Source organism: Gabonia massiliensis (assembly GCF_001403595.1).
Classification (GTDB): Bacteria; Bacteroidota; Bacteroidia; order Bacteroidales; family Coprobacteraceae; genus Coprobacter; species Coprobacter secundus.
In genome coordinates this window covers 1,131,168-1,149,074 of the sequence record NZ_LN877940.1, presented here as the reverse complement: position 1 = coordinate 1,149,074, position 17,907 = coordinate 1,131,168, and the positions used below count along the sequence as shown (strand labels likewise).

At 37.2% G+C, this 17,907-nt stretch carries 10 protein-coding genes; 9 read left to right on the top strand and 1 reads right to left on the bottom strand.

Annotation, left to right across the window (positions count from 1 at the left end):
* Positions 1-19: 19 nt before the first annotated feature.
* Complete coding sequence (locus tag BN2628_RS14350) at positions 20-2,503, bottom strand: Kelch repeat-containing protein (RefSeq protein WP_021929725.1); 2,484 nt, start codon at positions 2,501-2,503, stop codon at positions 20-22.
* A gap of 325 nt (positions 2,504-2,828) precedes the next feature.
* Between BN2628_RS14350 and BN2628_RS14345 the strand changes: the two genes are divergently transcribed.
* From BN2628_RS14345 to BN2628_RS14305, 9 genes are all read left to right on the top strand, one after another.
* Positions 2,829-5,669 (top strand): SusC/RagA family TonB-linked outer membrane protein, encoded by a 2,841-nt coding sequence (locus BN2628_RS14345; RefSeq protein WP_257606501.1) that lies wholly within the window; start codon positions 2,829-2,831, stop codon positions 5,667-5,669.
* 58 nt (positions 5,670-5,727) lie between these two features.
* Positions 5,728-7,422 carry a RagB/SusD family nutrient uptake outer membrane protein gene (locus tag BN2628_RS14340; RefSeq protein ID WP_074024196.1) on the top strand — a complete coding sequence of 565 codons (1,695 nt, stop codon included), beginning with the start codon at positions 5,728-5,730 and terminating at the stop codon, positions 7,420-7,422.
* 26 nt (positions 7,423-7,448) lie between these two features.
* Positions 7,449-10,502, top strand: a complete 3,054-nt coding sequence (locus tag BN2628_RS14335; protein ID WP_021929722.1) for a SusC/RagA family TonB-linked outer membrane protein — start codon at positions 7,449-7,451, stop codon at positions 10,500-10,502.
* Between the two features lie 41 nt (positions 10,503-10,543).
* Positions 10,544-12,298 carry a RagB/SusD family nutrient uptake outer membrane protein gene (locus tag BN2628_RS14330; RefSeq protein WP_082430181.1) on the top strand — a complete coding sequence of 585 codons (1,755 nt, stop codon included), beginning with the start codon at positions 10,544-10,546 and terminating at the stop codon, positions 12,296-12,298.
* Positions 12,299-12,332: 34 nt separating this feature from the next.
* Positions 12,333-13,763, top strand: a complete 1,431-nt coding sequence (locus tag BN2628_RS14325; RefSeq protein WP_055098041.1) for a sulfatase family protein — start codon at positions 12,333-12,335, stop codon at positions 13,761-13,763.
* A 39-nt stretch (positions 13,764-13,802) separates the two neighbouring features.
* Positions 13,803-14,666, top strand: coding sequence for a class II fructose-bisphosphate aldolase (locus BN2628_RS14320; RefSeq protein ID WP_055098032.1), 864 nt, complete (start codon positions 13,803-13,805; stop codon positions 14,664-14,666).
* An 18-nt stretch (positions 14,667-14,684) separates the two neighbouring features.
* Positions 14,685-15,689, top strand: coding sequence for a LamG domain-containing protein (locus tag BN2628_RS14315; protein ID WP_044228272.1), 1,005 nt, complete (start codon positions 14,685-14,687; stop codon positions 15,687-15,689).
* A 31-nt stretch (positions 15,690-15,720) separates the two neighbouring features.
* Complete coding sequence (locus tag BN2628_RS14310; protein ID WP_021929717.1) at positions 15,721-16,830, top strand: LamG-like jellyroll fold domain-containing protein; 1,110 nt, start codon at positions 15,721-15,723, stop codon at positions 16,828-16,830.
* 67 nt (positions 16,831-16,897) lie between these two features.
* Positions 16,898-17,899: a carbohydrate kinase family protein gene (locus BN2628_RS14305; RefSeq protein ID WP_021929716.1), complete on the top strand. Its 1,002-nt coding sequence runs from the start codon at positions 16,898-16,900 to the stop codon at positions 17,897-17,899.
* Positions 17,900-17,907: the final 8 nt, after the last annotated feature.

Sequence of the window (17,907 nt, the reverse complement as noted above, 5' to 3'; positions counted from 1 at the left end):
AAGCACTTTTATTTTCATCTTATTTCTTAATAATAGAATTAAATGATACAGGATAAGATTCATTTAGTAAACTCTTATACTCTTTACAGAACTTATCATACGTATTTTTTGCAATGCCGGTTTTTCCACTATTAAACAGAGCCACACACTTAATAGAAAGAGCTTCCTCATTTAATGGATCGTTTGCAAATATCGCATCTGCTATTTTTATCTGCATTCTTGGACTATCATAGTCGGATTGAACAGAAACAGCGAGCAATATATCTATAACCTCCGATGACAAACCTGCTTTAAAAGGGTCTATCCAATCTATCTGCATATTAGGTAATAATGTTCCTCTGAAAGCAAGTTCCATAAATCGAGAAAAATCTTCTGGGTCTTTCAATTTTCGAGTGTCTTGTAAAAACTGAGAAAGTTCTTTGTAGTCACAAAAAACATTTTCTCCAAAAATAATTTCCCAATAATTATTATGATTATGAATTGTAATATCACCGACTTCCTCGAGTATAACTCTCAGCTTACGGATAGAAACATTCCGGTTATTCCTCGCTGAACTCTCATCTTTATCCCCCCATAATAATTCATCAAGTTTAGAACTGAGAATACCTTTCTTCCCGCCATAAGTATACAATATAAGGACTAATAAAAGCTGTCGCAAAGTAGGAGTAAAGTGCGCTGTAATATCCTCTCCTTTTTTATTCCTCACAGAAAAACCGCCTAAAAGGCAAATACTATGGAATGAAATATCATAATGCAAAATTTCGTTCGCAACTAAAGTCTCAGACAGTGCAACATTACGCTTCCTTTGCTTTCTTTTTTTTCTGAAGGATAAAATAAGGAATAAACTTCCTACCAAAAAAATCAAACTAGAAATTATAATCATATTCTGATAATCTTCACCAGAATTAGCCAATTGCAAAGTATCCTCTTCTCTCAAAGGGGGATATTTCATTGAATATATCGAGATAGTCTTTATTCCATTCTGAGGAACTTTATCGTAGACTGCATATAATTTCGATTCTCTAGAAGAATACAGCAAATTTCGATATAAATGCAAACTTGACATATTACCCGGTATCGCATCTCCCATATGATAAGCTTTCTTATCGCGCAAAGACAAACGGATAAGACGAGCTCCGTCCAAATTAGCTAATAAATAAAAAGAACTGTCTTGCTCGTTAAATATCATATTTTCAGCTGGCAGATAAGTAATATTATCCATTGCAAAATCCCCTACAAAAGAGACTTTACCAGTGTGAATATTTATTTTATGCAAATCATACGTATACTCTGTAGATAGCTCTTGCCTACCGGTTTTACTACCTCTTCCTCCAAAAATATACAAGTTTTCACCTACTAAAGATATTGCTGCCGAATAACGAGGAAATATCTCATCTATCCGCCTTTTCTCCCATCTATTTTCCGGCCAAAAACAACGAATCAACGTATTATTATATTTATATCCACCATAACCACCAAAAGTATATATGCAAGAATCCTTAGACGAATATAACGAAGCATGATGCCAGTAAATACTTTCATAAAGAGGCTTTTGAGTTGAACTCCAAGTTTGGTCAGCAAAAGAAAAAGTAGATAAGGATTCATTGTCTAAATTAAAAGAAATCAATTTATTATCAATTGTATCCATTACCATCTGCGAATAATTAGATGCGGCCGGATATCCCTTCTTAACCTTAATTATTTTTTCCGTAACAGTTTTCAGGTCAAGAGCTGTTATCTGCATTTCATCCGGAACAATATAAAGAATTGTATTTTTCGAATCAAATGCAAACTGGACATTATTTTCTATTCTTTTGGTTACAACCTCTTTCCATTTCCAATAATCATCAATCAGCCATGAGGGATATTGGGCTACAGCCATCTTTCCCTTTACTTCATCATAACAAATATTTCCTTGATGGCGACTTAATAACCAATTACGTATCAATTTGTTGTCATCATATACCCTAATATTCTTTAAATTGACCGGGGCCACATCGTTAGATGTGTATTTCCCTCTCCGGCATTTTCCAAACGAAACATAAAATTTTTCAATATCACCAAAAGAATAAGGGACTTCAAATACCGAATTATTATAAACAAGTAATATACGGTTATCTTCTCTCGATAAAGTTATCTTTACAGGAATCGATTTTTTTACCTGTACTTTTTTCGCTAACGGGTATATATCATTATCTACAATTAATTCAGGAAAAGGCTGATATAAACTATCCAATGAAAACATAAAATCTATGTTCTTATCATTATCCGAAATCATCCTAAACACAAAACCATAAATGGTATTTTCTTTCCGTACCTCCATATCAAAAGAAAACGTCAGAGTACGCCTTAACCGTATACCCTCTCCATTATCCAACTCAAGTGTCGTTCTCTTTTCTGCCAAATGAGTATGAGAGTTGAAATGCAAACCTACTTCCCGGCCTTCCCCGTAAACAAAAGATATAGAAAATAACAATACAAACAAAAAGATGTATCTTTTCATAGTAAAAAAAGTCATTAACACTGTAAAATATCGTGACTCAAAACATCTGCTTGTACTTAAAAAAATTAAAAACAGATACTTACAGACACAAATATACGTTATTTTCCTTTATTTTACTTGAATCAAGTAATAAAAAGATAATTAAAATATATATTAATCGAAAATTAATCGATATTTAACTCGTTATTTTTAGCCATATTAATCAAGGTCTATTTATTTTGTCTTCGAGAATGAAAAACGCAATCTTTTCAGAAAGCTATTTACACAAATTCATTCATCATATCACATTATAGATTCAACCATGAACACAAAAAATGATTTTTACATGAAGAAACAAATTCTGATTCTCGGATTTTTTTTGATGTTGACATTCCAGAGTACAGCCCAATACATCGTATCGCCATCCGACACAATCGATGTGTTATTTGGAAAACAACGAAAAGAATTATCCACATCCGCCATAACTACCTTAAAAGGGGGTTATGTTAAAAACGTTCCTAACCTAAATCCTTTCAATACCATTACAGGATTATTGCCCGGACTCATTATGATTCAAAATAACGGAGAACCGGGAGAGGAAGGGGGCTCTATGTATTTAAGAGGCCAACGCACTTTAGGAAATAATACACCTTGGGTACTCGTTGACGGAATACAACGCAATCTTGACATACTTGATCCTGATGAAATAGAAAGTATCTCTATATTAAAAGATGCAGCTGCAACCGCTATTTATGGGTTAAGAGGTAGTAATGGGGTTATATTAGTAACTACCAAACGAGGCAAAAACCAAAAAATACAAATAGGATTAGATGCCCGTGTTGCAATGCAATCTCCCACGAAACTTCCAGAATTTCTCGGCTCTTATGATTATGCCCGACTTTATAACGAAGCTTTAATCAACGATGGTCAACAACCATATTATACACAAGAAGCTCTAGATCATTATTATTTTAAAGATGATCCCATACACTACCCGGACAACGACTATCTGGATCAATACTTAAAAAAACACTCTATTCAACAAAAATATAATCTTAGCGTACGAGGAGGGAACAACATAGCCAAATACTATTTTTTAGTCGGATATGCGTCTAACTCCGGATTGTATAATGTAGACAAAATAAATACTTACGGAACAAATGCTACTATGAAAACATATAGCGTACGTTCCAATGTAGATGTTCAAGTCAACAAGAATTTCGATATTCGGCTCGACCTCTCCGGTCGTATGCAAGACCGCATATATCCAGGAATGAGAGCCAATAGTGTAAATGGCATTTTCAGTTCCTTATTGAGGCTTCCACCTAATCTTTTCCCTGAAAAATATATAGGAGAATATAATATTGTAGATGCAAATGGGAACCCACTTGGGACTACTGTCATAGATCCTTTAGCAGGTAATGCCCAATATCAAAACAACCCATACGGGTTGCTAAATAACAGCGGCTATTCTGCCTACAAAGAAGTATCCCTGACTTCAACAATTGCCGGAGGATATAAACTGGATTGCATTACTCCCGGATTAAAAGCCACAGCATCGTTAAGCTATGACAGTAACTATGCAAAAAATGCCAATCGTTCGAAAAGTTTCGCAGTTTATGAGCTCGTTGGCGAAAAAGAAGTACGGCAACACGGGACACATGGCAATATGAGTAATACATGGACATCTGTATATTATCAAAGACGTATAGATATACAAGCAGGGTTAGAATATAACCGATATTTCGGAAAATCATATATAGCCGGAATGATGAGATATAATTATAACCAGTATGCTCTAGATGGAAATAATCTTCCTAATTTGAATTCCGGGATGCTTGGACGCTTTTCTTACGCATATGATAGCCGTTATTTAGCTGAATTTTCATTTGCATACCAAGGAACAGAGCAATTTCCCAAAGGAAATCGATATGGATTTTTCCCTGCATTCTCTTTAGGATGGAACATGGCCAACGAACGCTTTATAAAAGATAATGTCAAATTTTTAGACGTCTTTAAAATCAGAGGTTCTATAGGACTGACCGGTAGCGACAAAGGCATACCTTATTTCTACTATATCGAAAATTATGCACAAAAGGGTTCTATTACTTTAGGCAACGACGGAGCCGCTGCTCCTAATACTGCCTGGTACGAAGCAACCGTTGCCAACCCCAATATAACATGGGAAAAAAATCGTAAAATAAACGTCGGTTTAGATATGTCCCTATTCAATAATACTCTTGATTTTACAGCAGATTTATTTCAAGAGCGCTCATCGGATATCCTTATTACCAGCCAGCAAATACCGTCTATGTTTGGAGGCTCTACTCCTCAAATAAACCGTGGTATCGTAGATAATAAAGGAATTGAATTATCTATCGGATATCATAACCAAATCAGAGATTTTTCTTATTTCGCAAATGCAAACTTTGCAGCAACAAAAAATAAAATTGTCAATCAGGACGAACAATTCAGAACTTATGCTTATCAAGTTCGTACCGGGCTTCCTATCGGAGAACGTTTTGGCTTAGTTGCTTTAGGGCTGTTCCAAGACCAAGAAGAAATAGATAAAAGCCCTTCCCAAGCAGCATATGGTACCATACGGCCTGGAGATATCAAATATAAAGATATCAATGGTGATGGAATAATTAATTCTGACGATGAAGTTCGTATAGGCAGCAGCCAAGTTCCATCCATCACATACGCCTTTTCTTTAGGAATGAGCTATAAGGGATTCGATATAAAAGCCCTATTTCAAGGGACCGGACGTTCTCAAGCTATCTTAAGCGGAATAGAAGTTTTCGAATTCGTAAACAACGGAAAAGTAAAACCGGAACACCTAAACCGGTGGGCCTATTACACCGACCCTAATACTGGGGAGCTAATAGATACGAGGGCTTCGGCCACTTATCCTCGGTTGTCTCTTTCCGAAACTACCAATAATCGTCAGGCTTCAACCTATTGGCTACGCGATGTACATTATCTAAGGCTTAAAACACTTGAATTAGGATATTCCTTTGACCGTTTCTTAAAAAATACATTCATTTCACATGCCCGTATCTATTTAAGTGGGTATAACATACTTACTTTTAGTCCTATCAAAGGTATGGATCCTGAAATGGTAGGTAACCCGACAGCCTATCCCATTCAAAAAGCGTTCAATCTCGGGATAAATCTGACATTCTAATCTCAAAATAAAAACAAGCTTGGATATTCTTCAACCACCTTATATAAAAAATAACCATATGAAAGATTACATATTATATATTTCAATTGTTTTCTTCCTGTCTCTGTTCGCCTCTTGTGACAGAGGTCTTTTAGACGACATGCCGCTAAACAAGAAATCTGCTTATGATATATTCAAAGACAGCACTCGAGTCGACGATTTCGTATTAGGTCTTTATACTTATTTACCTGGAGTTTATAATCGATTTGACGGAGAAGCTATGTTATCCTCCGCCACAGACGAGTCCACCCAATGTAAAGCAATGCATGGAGTTCGTTCTTTCAACGACGGTTCTCTTCAACCGACCTCTCATCCTGATATGATATGGGCCGATGCCTATGCCGGCATTCGCCAAGCAAATTTACTACTTGACAATATAGGGTCTCTATATGCTTCTACTTCTGACGAAAAAAGAAATGCGGCTATTAATGAAGCGCGTTTTGTAAGAGCATTTCTCTATTTCGAATTGATAAAAAGATATGCAGGAGTTCCATTACTTAAAAGAACTTATTCTTATGACGAAAATCCCAACATTCCTCGCAATACATTTGCCGAATGTATAAAATTCATTGTAGACGAATGTGACTCTGTTGCTAAATATTTGCCAACTGTACAGCCAGAATCTCAAATGGGCCGTGCTTCTGGAGTTGCAGCCATGGCATTAAAGGCCAGAACTTTGCTTTATGCTGCCAGTCCGCTTTTCAATGGACCGTCGATTGAAGGGAAAAATGATCCTATTGTCGGATATGGCTCCTACAATCCTAACCGATGGGAAGACGCTGCTAAAGCAGCATCTGAATTATTACAACACTATCCGGGAACTATAGATTTATACCGCACAGGAACTGCTATTTTTAAATACGGTCGTGGATTTTATACCCCTGCCGGGAATAAAGAACTCTTATTCGTAAAAACCCGAGCCAAAGACAACAACATAGAAAAGATTAATGCTCCGGTAGGATATACCAATGCAATAGGAGGTGTATGTCCCTCACAAAATCTGATAGATGCCTATGAAATGAGTGGAGGAAAAACCTATAACCCTAACGCTCCCTATTCCAATCGAGATCCCCGCTTCTATGCTACCATTCAATATAACGGAGCTACTTGGTGGGATCGTAAAGTTGAAACATTTATGGGAGGCCTCGATGCCGAAGATGCAACGCTAAATGCGACAAAAACAGGATATTATTTACGAAAATTCAGTGATCCCGATGCTATCATATTCGGAGCCACCAAAACCGGGCTACACTATTTCCCTTATTTCAGAGTAGCTGAAGTTCTGCTAAATTATGCTGAAGCCATGAATGAAGCTTATGGGCCTGAAATAGACCATTTCGGAAACGGACGTACTGCAAAATGGGCAATAGATGAAGTTCGTAGTCGGGTTTCTATGCCCAATCTTCCGGAAGGTCTATCCTACTTAGAAATGAAAGATCGTATCATGCACGAAAGACAGATAGAACTTGCTTTTGAAGAACACCGTCATTGGGATTTACGTCGATGGAAAAAAGCTAAAGATATCTTAAATGGGTTAGAATTAAAAGGTATTACAATAACTCGAACAATAGACGAACCAACGGGAAATATTACATATACATATACTCCAAAAGTAGTCGAAAAAAGAGTCTTTACTGATAAAATGTATCTCTATCCTATACACACTGGTGAAATACTAAAAAATAAAGCATTGGTTCAAAATCCATTATGGTAAATATGACCTTAAAAATTTGAATAGATATGAAAAAAATAATATATACATTACTAATCTTTTTGGCTTTAGGACATACCGTTTACGGCCAGCAAAAAGTAATCACAGGAACAGTCATAGAAGATGCCAATTCAACATTAATGCCGGGCATCAACGTTGCCATAAAGGGAACAAATACTGGTACTTTTACAGATATAGACGGGAAATTTTCTATCAGTGTAAAACCTGGAGACATTTTAGTATTTTCCTTTGTAGGCTATGAAACTCAAGATATAAAAATAAACAACCAAACCTCATTGACTGTAAGAATGAAAGCAAAGCTTTCAGAGCTAGACGAAGTAGTTGTTGTGGGATATGGTACACAAAAAAAGGTCTCAGTGGTAGGTGCTATTTCTACAGTGAAAGCGGATGAACTAAAACAAAGTGCTTCTGCCAACCTGAGCAATGCTATTGCTGGACGGATATCAGGAGTTATGACCAAAATGGTTTCTGGACAGCCAGGAAACGACGACTCTCGCATTTTTATTCGAGGTATGGGTACTTTCAATGATAACACTCCTTTAGTATTAGTTGACGGTATAGAAAGAAGTTTCAATCAAATAGATCCTGATGACATCGAGTCTTTCTCCGTCATGAAAGATGCTTCAGCAACCGCTGTCTATGGAGTTCGAGGTGCTAATGGAGTCATTCTGGTTACAACAAAAAGAGGGCAAATAGGGAAACCTGTTGTTTCATTTTCCGCCCACGCCGCAATCCAGACTCCCATACGCACAGCTAAACCCTTAGATGCATATAATTTTGCTCTTCTCAAGAATGAAGCCATACGCAACGATAACGGAGGTCAAGTCCCTACGTCTGCTAACTACTACTATTCCACGGACGAAGATTTGCAACATTACCTGACTGGAGATTCTCCATATACCCACCCTAACAATGATTTGATTGATATGTTCCTGAGAAAAGCAATCCCTCAGTATCAAACCAATCTGAATATCCGTGGAGGAAATAAAATCGTAAAATATTTCGTATCATTAGGATTTTTATTTCAAGACGGTATTTATAAAGAATATAAGAACGATGATTACAGTACAAACGCCAATTATCGTCGTTTGAATTTACGGTCTAATCTGGATTTCAATGTAACCAAAACAACTGTTGTAGGTGTCGATTTGAACAGCTCTTTCCGTTCTCGTCATAATATTGGTGTAAATAGTCGTTTTGCTGCAGAAAGTACCAATCCTGAATACAACAATATGTTCGAGTTATTAATGCGTCAACCAGCCAATTATTCACCTTTAAAAAACCCTGACGGCACATATGGAAATGGTAAAAACGCGACTATATACAATCCTCTACAAATCGTAGAAAAAGGAGGCTACTACCATACAAATCAAGACGTTTTACAAGGTACCTTCCGGTTAGATCAAGATCTAAAATTCATTACAAAAGGACTTACATTCAAAGCTATGTTGGGAATAAATTCATTCCTTTCGACAGCACAAACTCTTAGCGAACGTCCATTCATGATCGAATATGATAAATATGGTAACTATACAGATAACATATTATCAGAACAACTTCCGGTATTATCATCTTCTACAACAAACGACTGGCAAAGAATATACGGAGAAGTATCTTTCAATTACAATCGGACTTTCGGAGATCACGCTGTAACAGCTTTAGCCTTATATAACCAAAGCCAAACATTCACTAAAGCCAATGTACCAACCGGTTATTTAGGTTTTGTCGGTCGACTTACCTATGGCTATAAACAAAAATATCTTGCCGAAATCAACTTAGGCTATAACGGCTCCAATCAATTTGCCGAAGGTCGTCGCTACAGTCTATTCCCTGCAATATCTGCCGGATGGGTCATTTCTGAAGAAAAGTTCTGGAAAAACAATATCTCATTCATCAATTTCCTGAAAATAAGAGGTTCATACGGTGAAGTCGGAAATGACAAGATAGGAAATTATCAATATCTCTATCTACAAACATACAATAACGGTAATGCTAATTTTGGCAATTATAACTTTGGAGTCACTCCTCAAGGCTATAACGGCCTACTCGAAGGACGATTAGGAAATGATCAAGTTACCTGGGAAAGAGCAAAGAAAACAAACGTAGGTATGGATATGCGTTTATTTAACGGACGATTCACACTCAATGCAGATTATTTCCATGAAATACGTAATGATATTCTAATGGAATATAACAACCTTCCTATGGTATTAGGAATCTCTTATCCTCCCGGAAACATAGGTATAGTTCGCAATCAAGGAGGTGAAATAGAATTGGGCTGGAACGACAAATACAAAGATTTCAATTATTTCATCAAAGGAAATATGTCATATGCCCGTAATAAGATTATTGAAAATGGTGAAGCATTACAAAAATATCCATGGATGTCCCAAAAAGGTCAATCTATCGGACAACATTATGGGTTGGTGGCTTTAGGACTATTCAAAAGCCAGGAAGAAATAGACAGTGCACCTAAACATATAGGTACAGTACAAATCGGAGACATACGTTACAAAGATATGAATGAAGACGGAGTTATAGACGAATACGATGAATGCCCTATCGGATATAGCAACATCCCTCGAATTCAATTTGGACTTACTGCCGGTTTTAGCTATAAAGGATTTGACTTTAGCATGTTATGGCAGGGTGCCGCACAATTTAGTGTCTACTTTTCCAATGGAGCTGTTTGGGAATTCAGAGACGGAGGAAATGCCTTTGAACATCATCTTGGACGTTTCAACCCTGAAGATCCTTCTACTTGGGACAAAGCGACTTACCCACGTCTACATGACGGAAATTTCCCCAATAATCACAGAAAATCAACTTATTGGTTGAAAAAAGGAGATTATTTACGACTCAAAAACGTAGAAATCGGTTACAGTCTGCCAAAGCATCTATTCTCCAAAATAGGAGTTTCCAAATTACGCTTCTTTGTAAGTGGGACCAATTTGTTAACTTTTGATCATCAGAATACATTTGACCCCGAGACAGAAAATGAGAGAGCTTATAATTATCCACAAATGTCTCAATACACATTTGGAGTAAACATCCAATTTTAAGCACGAAATCATTATATAGTACTCAATAAAAAACGACCAAAATGAAAAAAATATTATATTACAAATTATATATATTACTCGTCATTTTTGTAACTTTTACTTCCTGCATGGACGATGGTTCTGGACTTCTCGATAAAGCCGAATCCGGAGATTTGACAGAAGAAAAAATATTTTCTGATGGAACTTTAGCTCGTAGATGGCTTTATAACATATATTCCAGATTACCCAAGGGATATGCTCGATTTGGTGCGGTCAATCCTATCTATTTAGCAGCAACCACTGATGAAGCTCAACAGGCTCATTTAGGCCTGCTAACCCAAGCCCTTTGGTTCAATGAAGGTACTTGGAATGCAGCCAACCCAACAGATTTACCGGGATGGAAATACTATTGGACAGCCATTAGACCGGCCAATAAAATGATAGAAAATGTAGATAAAGTCCCAGTCAGCATACAAGACGGTATCACAGAAGAAAGTAAATTGCAAATGAAGACAGAAGCCCGTATGCTGAGGGCAATCTTCTATTCCGAATTACTAAAAGCTTATGGAGGAGTACCTATCATCACCAAACAACTTACACAATTTGACCCTGCCCTATATACTCCACGATCTACTTTCGATGAAACTGTAGATTTTATTGTCAAAGAATGTGATGACTGTGCAAAGATTCTTCCTCCAAATTATTTGCTGACATCTCCTACCGATTTTGGGAGAATGACTTCAATGGCAGCCAAAGCGTTAAAAGCCAGAGTATTGTTGTACGCTGCCCGACCATTATTCAACGATCCTAACAATAGCAACAGAATTGTCGCAGGAGAATACAATCCAAAAAAATGGGAAACAGCCGCAGAAGCAGGACATGATGCTATTTTGTTCGCCGAAGAAAATGGTTATGCACTCTATACAGACGCAGGAAAAGACAGTTACCGACAACTATTTATTACACGAGGAACATGTGAAGAAATCATTACATATATTCGTACCTCAAAACACCGTGAATGCGAAGCTCGCCAACTTCCTCTCCGATTCCATAATGCCGGAAATGATAAAGGCGGTGGTTACACCGTACCCTCTCTCAATCTTGTAGAGTCTTACGAAACCAAAGAAGGGCTAAACATTTACCAACCCGGCTCAAACTGGGATCCACAAAATCCTTACCAAAACAGAGACGAGCGCTTTTATGCTACGATTTATTATAATCAAAGCAAATACAAAAACTATACTTTCCAAATCTATAATGCAGCCGAAGGTTCTTCTGTAACTCCTGGCGTAGACTACCCTTCTGATGCACTAAACACAGGCTTTTACCTAAGAAAGTTTATTGATGAAACGATAAATCCTAATAATGGTGCCGCTCATCATAATTTTCATGTACTACGATATGCAGAAGTATTGTTGAACTATGCCGAAGCTATGAATGAAGCTTACGGTCCTTATACCGATTTTTTCGGTGATGGAAAGACGGCTAAATGGGCTTTGGATCAGGTAAGAAGCAGAGCTATGCAACCTCCGATGCCATCAGGTCTTTCTGCAGATTCCATGCAAGTTCGCATCCGCAATGAAAGAAAAATAGAATTGGCTTTTGAAGAACATCGTTTCTATGATTGTCGGCATTGGAAAGACGCTGCGGCTTTTCAAAGCATAAAATTACAGACCATTACCAAAGATGACAATGGTGTATTCAAATATGGAGAAAGTATTCGTAAACGAGTGTTTAATGCACCCACTATGTTTTTACTTCCTATTCCTTTAGATGATATAGCAAATGGAAAATACGAACAAAATCCAGGATGGTAAATAAAATTTCCTATTACATTAAACGATAACTAAAATGGGATATCCAACTAAAATAATATATACAGCAGCTCTGATTAGTTCCATAAACAATTTATCAGCACAGGAAAAGATCAAAAATACAAAACCTAATATTGTCGTTTTCTTAGCTGACGATGCCGGTATGGATTTTGGATGTTATGGCAACAAAAATATCTCAACTCCAAATATCGACAAAATTGCAAAAAATGGAATTCTTTTTAAGAATGCATTCCTCACAGCCCCGCAATCAAGTCCATCTCGTACCAGTATGCTTAGCGGAAAATTTGCACATACTATCGGAACTGAGGATTTGCATAACGGACTAAATGCAGAAACTCTAATACTCCCGACATATCTACATCGGGCAGGTTATGTAACTGCATCCATGTTAAAAACACATTGGGGGCCTAATGGGGATAAGCAATTTGATGTGAGAATAAAAGGCGATTATCTACCTAATCAGAGACCTCTTTCCGATGAACTTTTCCAGAACTATAACAAATTTCTGGATGAAAACAAAGACAAGCCTTTTTTTATATGGGTGGGCTTTATTGATCCCCATCGTCCATATAATAGAAATAATACAGAACAACAAAACGACCCCAAAAAAATCCAAGTCCCACCTTATCTTGTAAACAGCGATAAAACCAAACGTGATATGGCTGATTATTATAACGAAATAAGTCGTATGGATAATAATATCGGGACCATGATGGATGAGCTGGATAAACGAGGTCTGACTGACAATACAATCTTTGTATTTATGAGTGATAATGGTATGCCTTTCCCCCGCTGCAAAGGAACCTTATATGATTCCGGCATACAAACTCCTCTATTATTCATGTGGAAGGGGAAGATAACCCCTGGCACAACCCACTCTAACGGTATGGTCAGTTCTATTGATTTGGCACCGACTTTACTTGATTTGGCTGGTATAGATATACCTCAAGACATGTATGGGCGAGGATTTAAAAAACTCCTTTTTGACCCTACTCAAAAAGGTTCAGAATTTATTTATGCAGAACGCAACTGGCATGATGCTGACGAATATATGCGTTGCATAAGAAGTAATAAATATAAACTGGTATATAATGCTTATTATAATATTCCACACGGAACTTCCATGGACATAAGTACCAGTGATAGCTGGTACGAACTGAAACGGTTACAAAGATCCAACAAATTAACGGAAAATATGAAGCAGATTTTCCAGTGTCCGAGAGCTATGGTAGAAATTTACGATTTAGAAAAAGATCCATACGAACTAAATAATGTCGCAGACCTCCCCGAATACCGTGAAATAGGAGAAAAATTAGCCGCAAAATTAGTCAAGTGGCAAAAAGATACACAAGATCATCCTTGGTGGAAAAGACGCAGAAGCGATCAAAATGACCGTATAACAGGATTTCCCCTTTTCAAAACTCGACCACCTATGTGGACCGACTAAATTTCATAGATTGTCATATATTCATTTAAATATATATTTATGTTAACATCTTACAAATCTATATTAAATAAAGCATATCAAGGTGGTTATGCAGTAGGAGCATTTAATTGTTTAAGTTTGGAAAATGTAATGGGCGTTATTACCGCTGCAGAAGAGCTCCACTCTCCAGTTATATTACAATTAGCAGAAGTCCAATTCCCTTATGCCCCAATGGAGCTTATGGCACCACTATTCCTTAAAGCTGCGCATCAAAGTTCTGTTCCTGTTGCCGTACATTTAGACCATGGACAAAGTTTCGAAACCTGTGCTCGTGCCATACGAATGGGATTCAACAGTGTTATGTTCGATGGAGCGTGTCTACCTTTCGAAAATAATGTAAGCATAACAAAAGCCGTTGTACGTATGGCAAAAGCTGCAGACGTCGACGTCGAAGCCGAACTTGGAAAAGTCGGAGACACTGGTTTCGGTGGAGGAGAAGGCACAGGCTCTGCCTCTACTGCCGATGTTTTTACTGACGTAGAAGAATCGGCTTTATTCATCGAAAAAACCGGTATTGACGCTTTAGCGATTGCTATCGGCAACCTACACGGCAAATATATAGCGACTCCTAAACTAAACATAAAAAGACTGACAGAAATCAGTGAAAGAAACAATATGCCTTTGGTACTTCATGGTGGGTCTGGAACCAGTGAAGAAGACTTCAAAGCTTGTGTACATCATGGAATAGCCAAAATCAATGTTGCTACAGCCATGCAAATAGCTATTACGCAAAAGATTGAGAAATATTTACAACAATGTCCTCAACCCAATTACATTGATATGAAATGGAAAATGATTGAGGCATCCAAAGAAACTGCACTGTACCATCTCCGACTTTTTGAAAGTGAAGGGAAGGCTTTATAAAAATTTAATCGTTTCATTGTGAAAATAAATATATCCATATTATCTATTTTTCTCTCTTTATCAGTTGCTGCCCAATCACCCGATAAAGCTCTGATTATTCATTATGACTTCGAATCTGCGACTGGTACCACAGTGCCAGATCTCTCTGGGAATGGAAATCATGGAGTCATCACCAACATGAGCGGAAATTTCAAAATAGAAAATGCCCCCGATGCCAATGGACACTCCTTTGGAAAAGTCTTTCATAAACCCATAGCCGGAAAGCCCGGACACATTACGACTCCAATTAATCTATTCAAAAGAGGATTCGAAGATTATACTTTAGCTTTTTGGGTATGTATTACCAATGATATAAGCATTTCTTGCGGAAATGTTCAAATGATAGGATGTAGCCCTTCCGGTTCCACAGTAAATCCAAATACCCAACAATTGGCAGGTATTGAGAACGGATACTTTGTCGGTATGTCCAACTTTGGTACCCCTTTCCCTCTTACAGATACAAACGGGAATATCCCAGGGGAAAAAGTTGAATTGGGAAAGTGGTACCATTACGCAGTCGTATCTTCTGCAACCGATCAAAAATCGACCTTATACATCAATGGTATAGAAATATCTTCTACACAAGGAGCCAATGAATATGAAGAATTGACTCGAATCAATGGAGCTCTATATATTGGAAGAGGTGCTGGAAGCACAGGACAATACTACATTTTTGGAGGAAAATTAGATGATTTCAGACTATATGGAAAAGCATTATCTTCATCGGAAATAAAAACGATAATGAAACAAAACATAACTGGGATAGAAACTTCCGAAAATAAAGATACAATAAAAGTATCTTCTCTAAAAAACGGAATCACTATACATAATGCCCAAGGGAAAAAAGTCCGTATATACGGAATAAATGGAATTTTTATCAGTGAAAAAAAAATTGAAAATGAAAACACATATTTACCATTAAATAACAATTCAGGTTACCTACTTGAAATAGATGGAAAAACATTTAAAACAGCAACTTTTTAAACTTGATTATAAACCTATAAAAAAACGAATCATGAAAAAAAGATTTTTACTACTCTCAACAGTCGCATTATTCTCATCAGCGACTCTTTTTGCTCAAGACATCAAAAATGGCTTGGTAGTTTATTATAACATGGAAGAAGGCGTAAACGGTGACGCTCCTGATAATATGGCCAATGCCCCGATTGACCTGTCCGGAAACAATAATAACTCCGTTAACCGAGGTCAAGCACCCAAAGGTCATAATTTTAAGACAGAACCAGACTTCAACTCTTTTTCTTTTGGAACCGTATTGACTTCTGAACCGGATGTCCCTGGTCACATATCCACCCCTGCCGGTGTTCTTAACCGAGGGAAAGGCGACTACTCTATCGCGTTTTGGGTAAGAGTAGAAGATAGCAATTTACCCGTGTTGCAGGGTCATAAAGATTATCAATTTCTGGCCTATAATCAAAAAGTCAATGCCCAAAACATGCAAGGTACTAATATCGCAGGACTGGCAACTCCGACTCTCGCTTGTATGAAAGACGGTAAATTTGCTGCTGTTTCGACAAATGAAGCAGACTATTTCACTGCTGAAGACATGGTTGAATACGGAAGATGGTATCACTACGCCGTAACCTCATCTTTGGACTTTGCTACAACGATTCTGTATATTGACGGAAAAGAAGTTGCCAGAAAAGAAATTCCATTGGAAGAACAGGGAGATCTTATACCTTCAGATGGCGGTGTTATATTGCGAAGAGGTGGCGGTGGTAACTTGGAATATGAAAATCCTGACGATCCAGCAACTCCGATTAGAATCCCAACCCAACGCTTTATTTTTGAAGGTGCAATGGATGAGTTCCGTATTTATGATCGAGTATTGACTCCTGAAGAAGTGGTAGCTATCATGAATGTCAATAAAAATGGAAGTGTAGATATTGAAAACAATATAGATAATTCTGGTATTTCTGTATATGTATCCGAAAAGAATATTATCGTCGAGAATAGCGAAGGATACAATATGGCCATATACAACTGTACCGGAAGTCTGATTTCAAATCAAAAAATAGACAGCAATCACCAAGTTGTATCTATGAATCAATCCGGTATCTATTTGGTTCGCATAAATAATGAAACATTCCGTATTATATTGAAATAAACCTTCATATCAAAATGACATATCAAAAAAATGATATGTCATTTTGATAAATTCTAAATCATCCATTATGAGAAAAGGCATCATCTCCGCAGGAAATTGGCTCGTCGATTTTGTAAAAATAATCGAAAAATATCCTGCACCCGGAAATTTAATTACAATAGAATCTACAGAAACAGGACTGGGAGGTTGTGCCCATAACGTATTAGTAGATCTCGCCCACTTGCACACCGATATTCCTCTGTATGCTGCAGGATGCATAGGAGATGACCCAAATGGGGAATATGTCTTAAATGAAATAGAAAAATACAATATAGACAAGTCTTACATGAAAATTGTCCCTCATACACCTACCGCATACACTGATGTTATGGCTGAAAAAGGGGGGCGTTCACGAACATATTTCCACTGTCGTGGAGCAAATGCACAATTAGATATAGAACACATAGATACGATAGATACCAATGCCAAAATTTTTCATTTAGGATATCTACTTTTATTAGATAAACTGGATGCCGAAGATCCTCAATACAAAGTCAAAGCAGCTCGCATATTAGATAAACTACAAAAAAAAGGATACAAAACCTCAGTAGATGTAGTATCTGAAGAAAGTAACCGTTTCTCCCGGATAATTACGCCTTGCTTACCTTTTACAGACTATTTGATTATTAACGAAGTAGAAGCCGCTCAATGTACAGGTATTCCCACTCGCACCTCCCAAAATACCGTCATTATCGAAAATATTAAAAATGCCGCACAACAATTATTAGATAATGGAGTAAAAGAGTTAGTAACTATACATTTCCCCGAAGGTGGTTACGCGATAAACAAGAATGGGAATTCCATTTTTGTTCCGTCATTTCCTATTCCTCCACAACATATTGTTTCAACTGTTGGAGCAGGCGATGCCTTTTGTTCAGGAATGTTATATGCCATACACGAAGAATATTCTTTGAAAGAATCATTATTATTTGCTTCGGCTTGTGCTTATTTCAATCTTCGAAACGCAACTTGCACTGGCGGTGCACCAACTTTAGATGAAGTAACAAAATTTTTAGAAAATCACAAATAACTACTATA

Excerpts from the sequence above, each read along its gene's own strand:
- BN2628_RS14350 (WP_021929725.1), bottom strand. The coding sequence starts at position 2,503 with ATGAAAAGATACATCTTTTTGTTTGTATTGTTATTTTCTATATCTTTT.
- BN2628_RS14345 (WP_257606501.1), top strand. The coding sequence starts at position 2,829 with ATGAAGAAACAAATTCTGATTCTCGGATTTTTTTTGATGTTGACATTC.
- BN2628_RS14340 (WP_074024196.1), top strand. The coding sequence starts at position 5,728 with ATGAAAGATTACATATTATATATTTCAATTGTTTTCTTCCTGTCTCTG.
- BN2628_RS14335 (WP_021929722.1), top strand. The coding sequence starts at position 7,449 with ATGAAAAAAATAATATATACATTACTAATCTTTTTGGCTTTAGGACAT.
- BN2628_RS14330 (WP_082430181.1), top strand. The coding sequence starts at position 10,544 with ATGAAAAAAATATTATATTACAAATTATATATATTACTCGTCATTTTT.
- BN2628_RS14325 (WP_055098041.1), top strand. The coding sequence starts at position 12,333 with ATGGGATATCCAACTAAAATAATATATACAGCAGCTCTGATTAGTTCC.
- BN2628_RS14320 (WP_055098032.1), top strand. The coding sequence starts at position 13,803 with ATGTTAACATCTTACAAATCTATATTAAATAAAGCATATCAAGGTGGT.
- BN2628_RS14310 (WP_021929717.1), top strand. The coding sequence starts at position 15,721 with ATGAAAAAAAGATTTTTACTACTCTCAACAGTCGCATTATTCTCATCA.
- BN2628_RS14305 (WP_021929716.1), top strand. The coding sequence starts at position 16,898 with ATGAGAAAAGGCATCATCTCCGCAGGAAATTGGCTCGTCGATTTTGTA.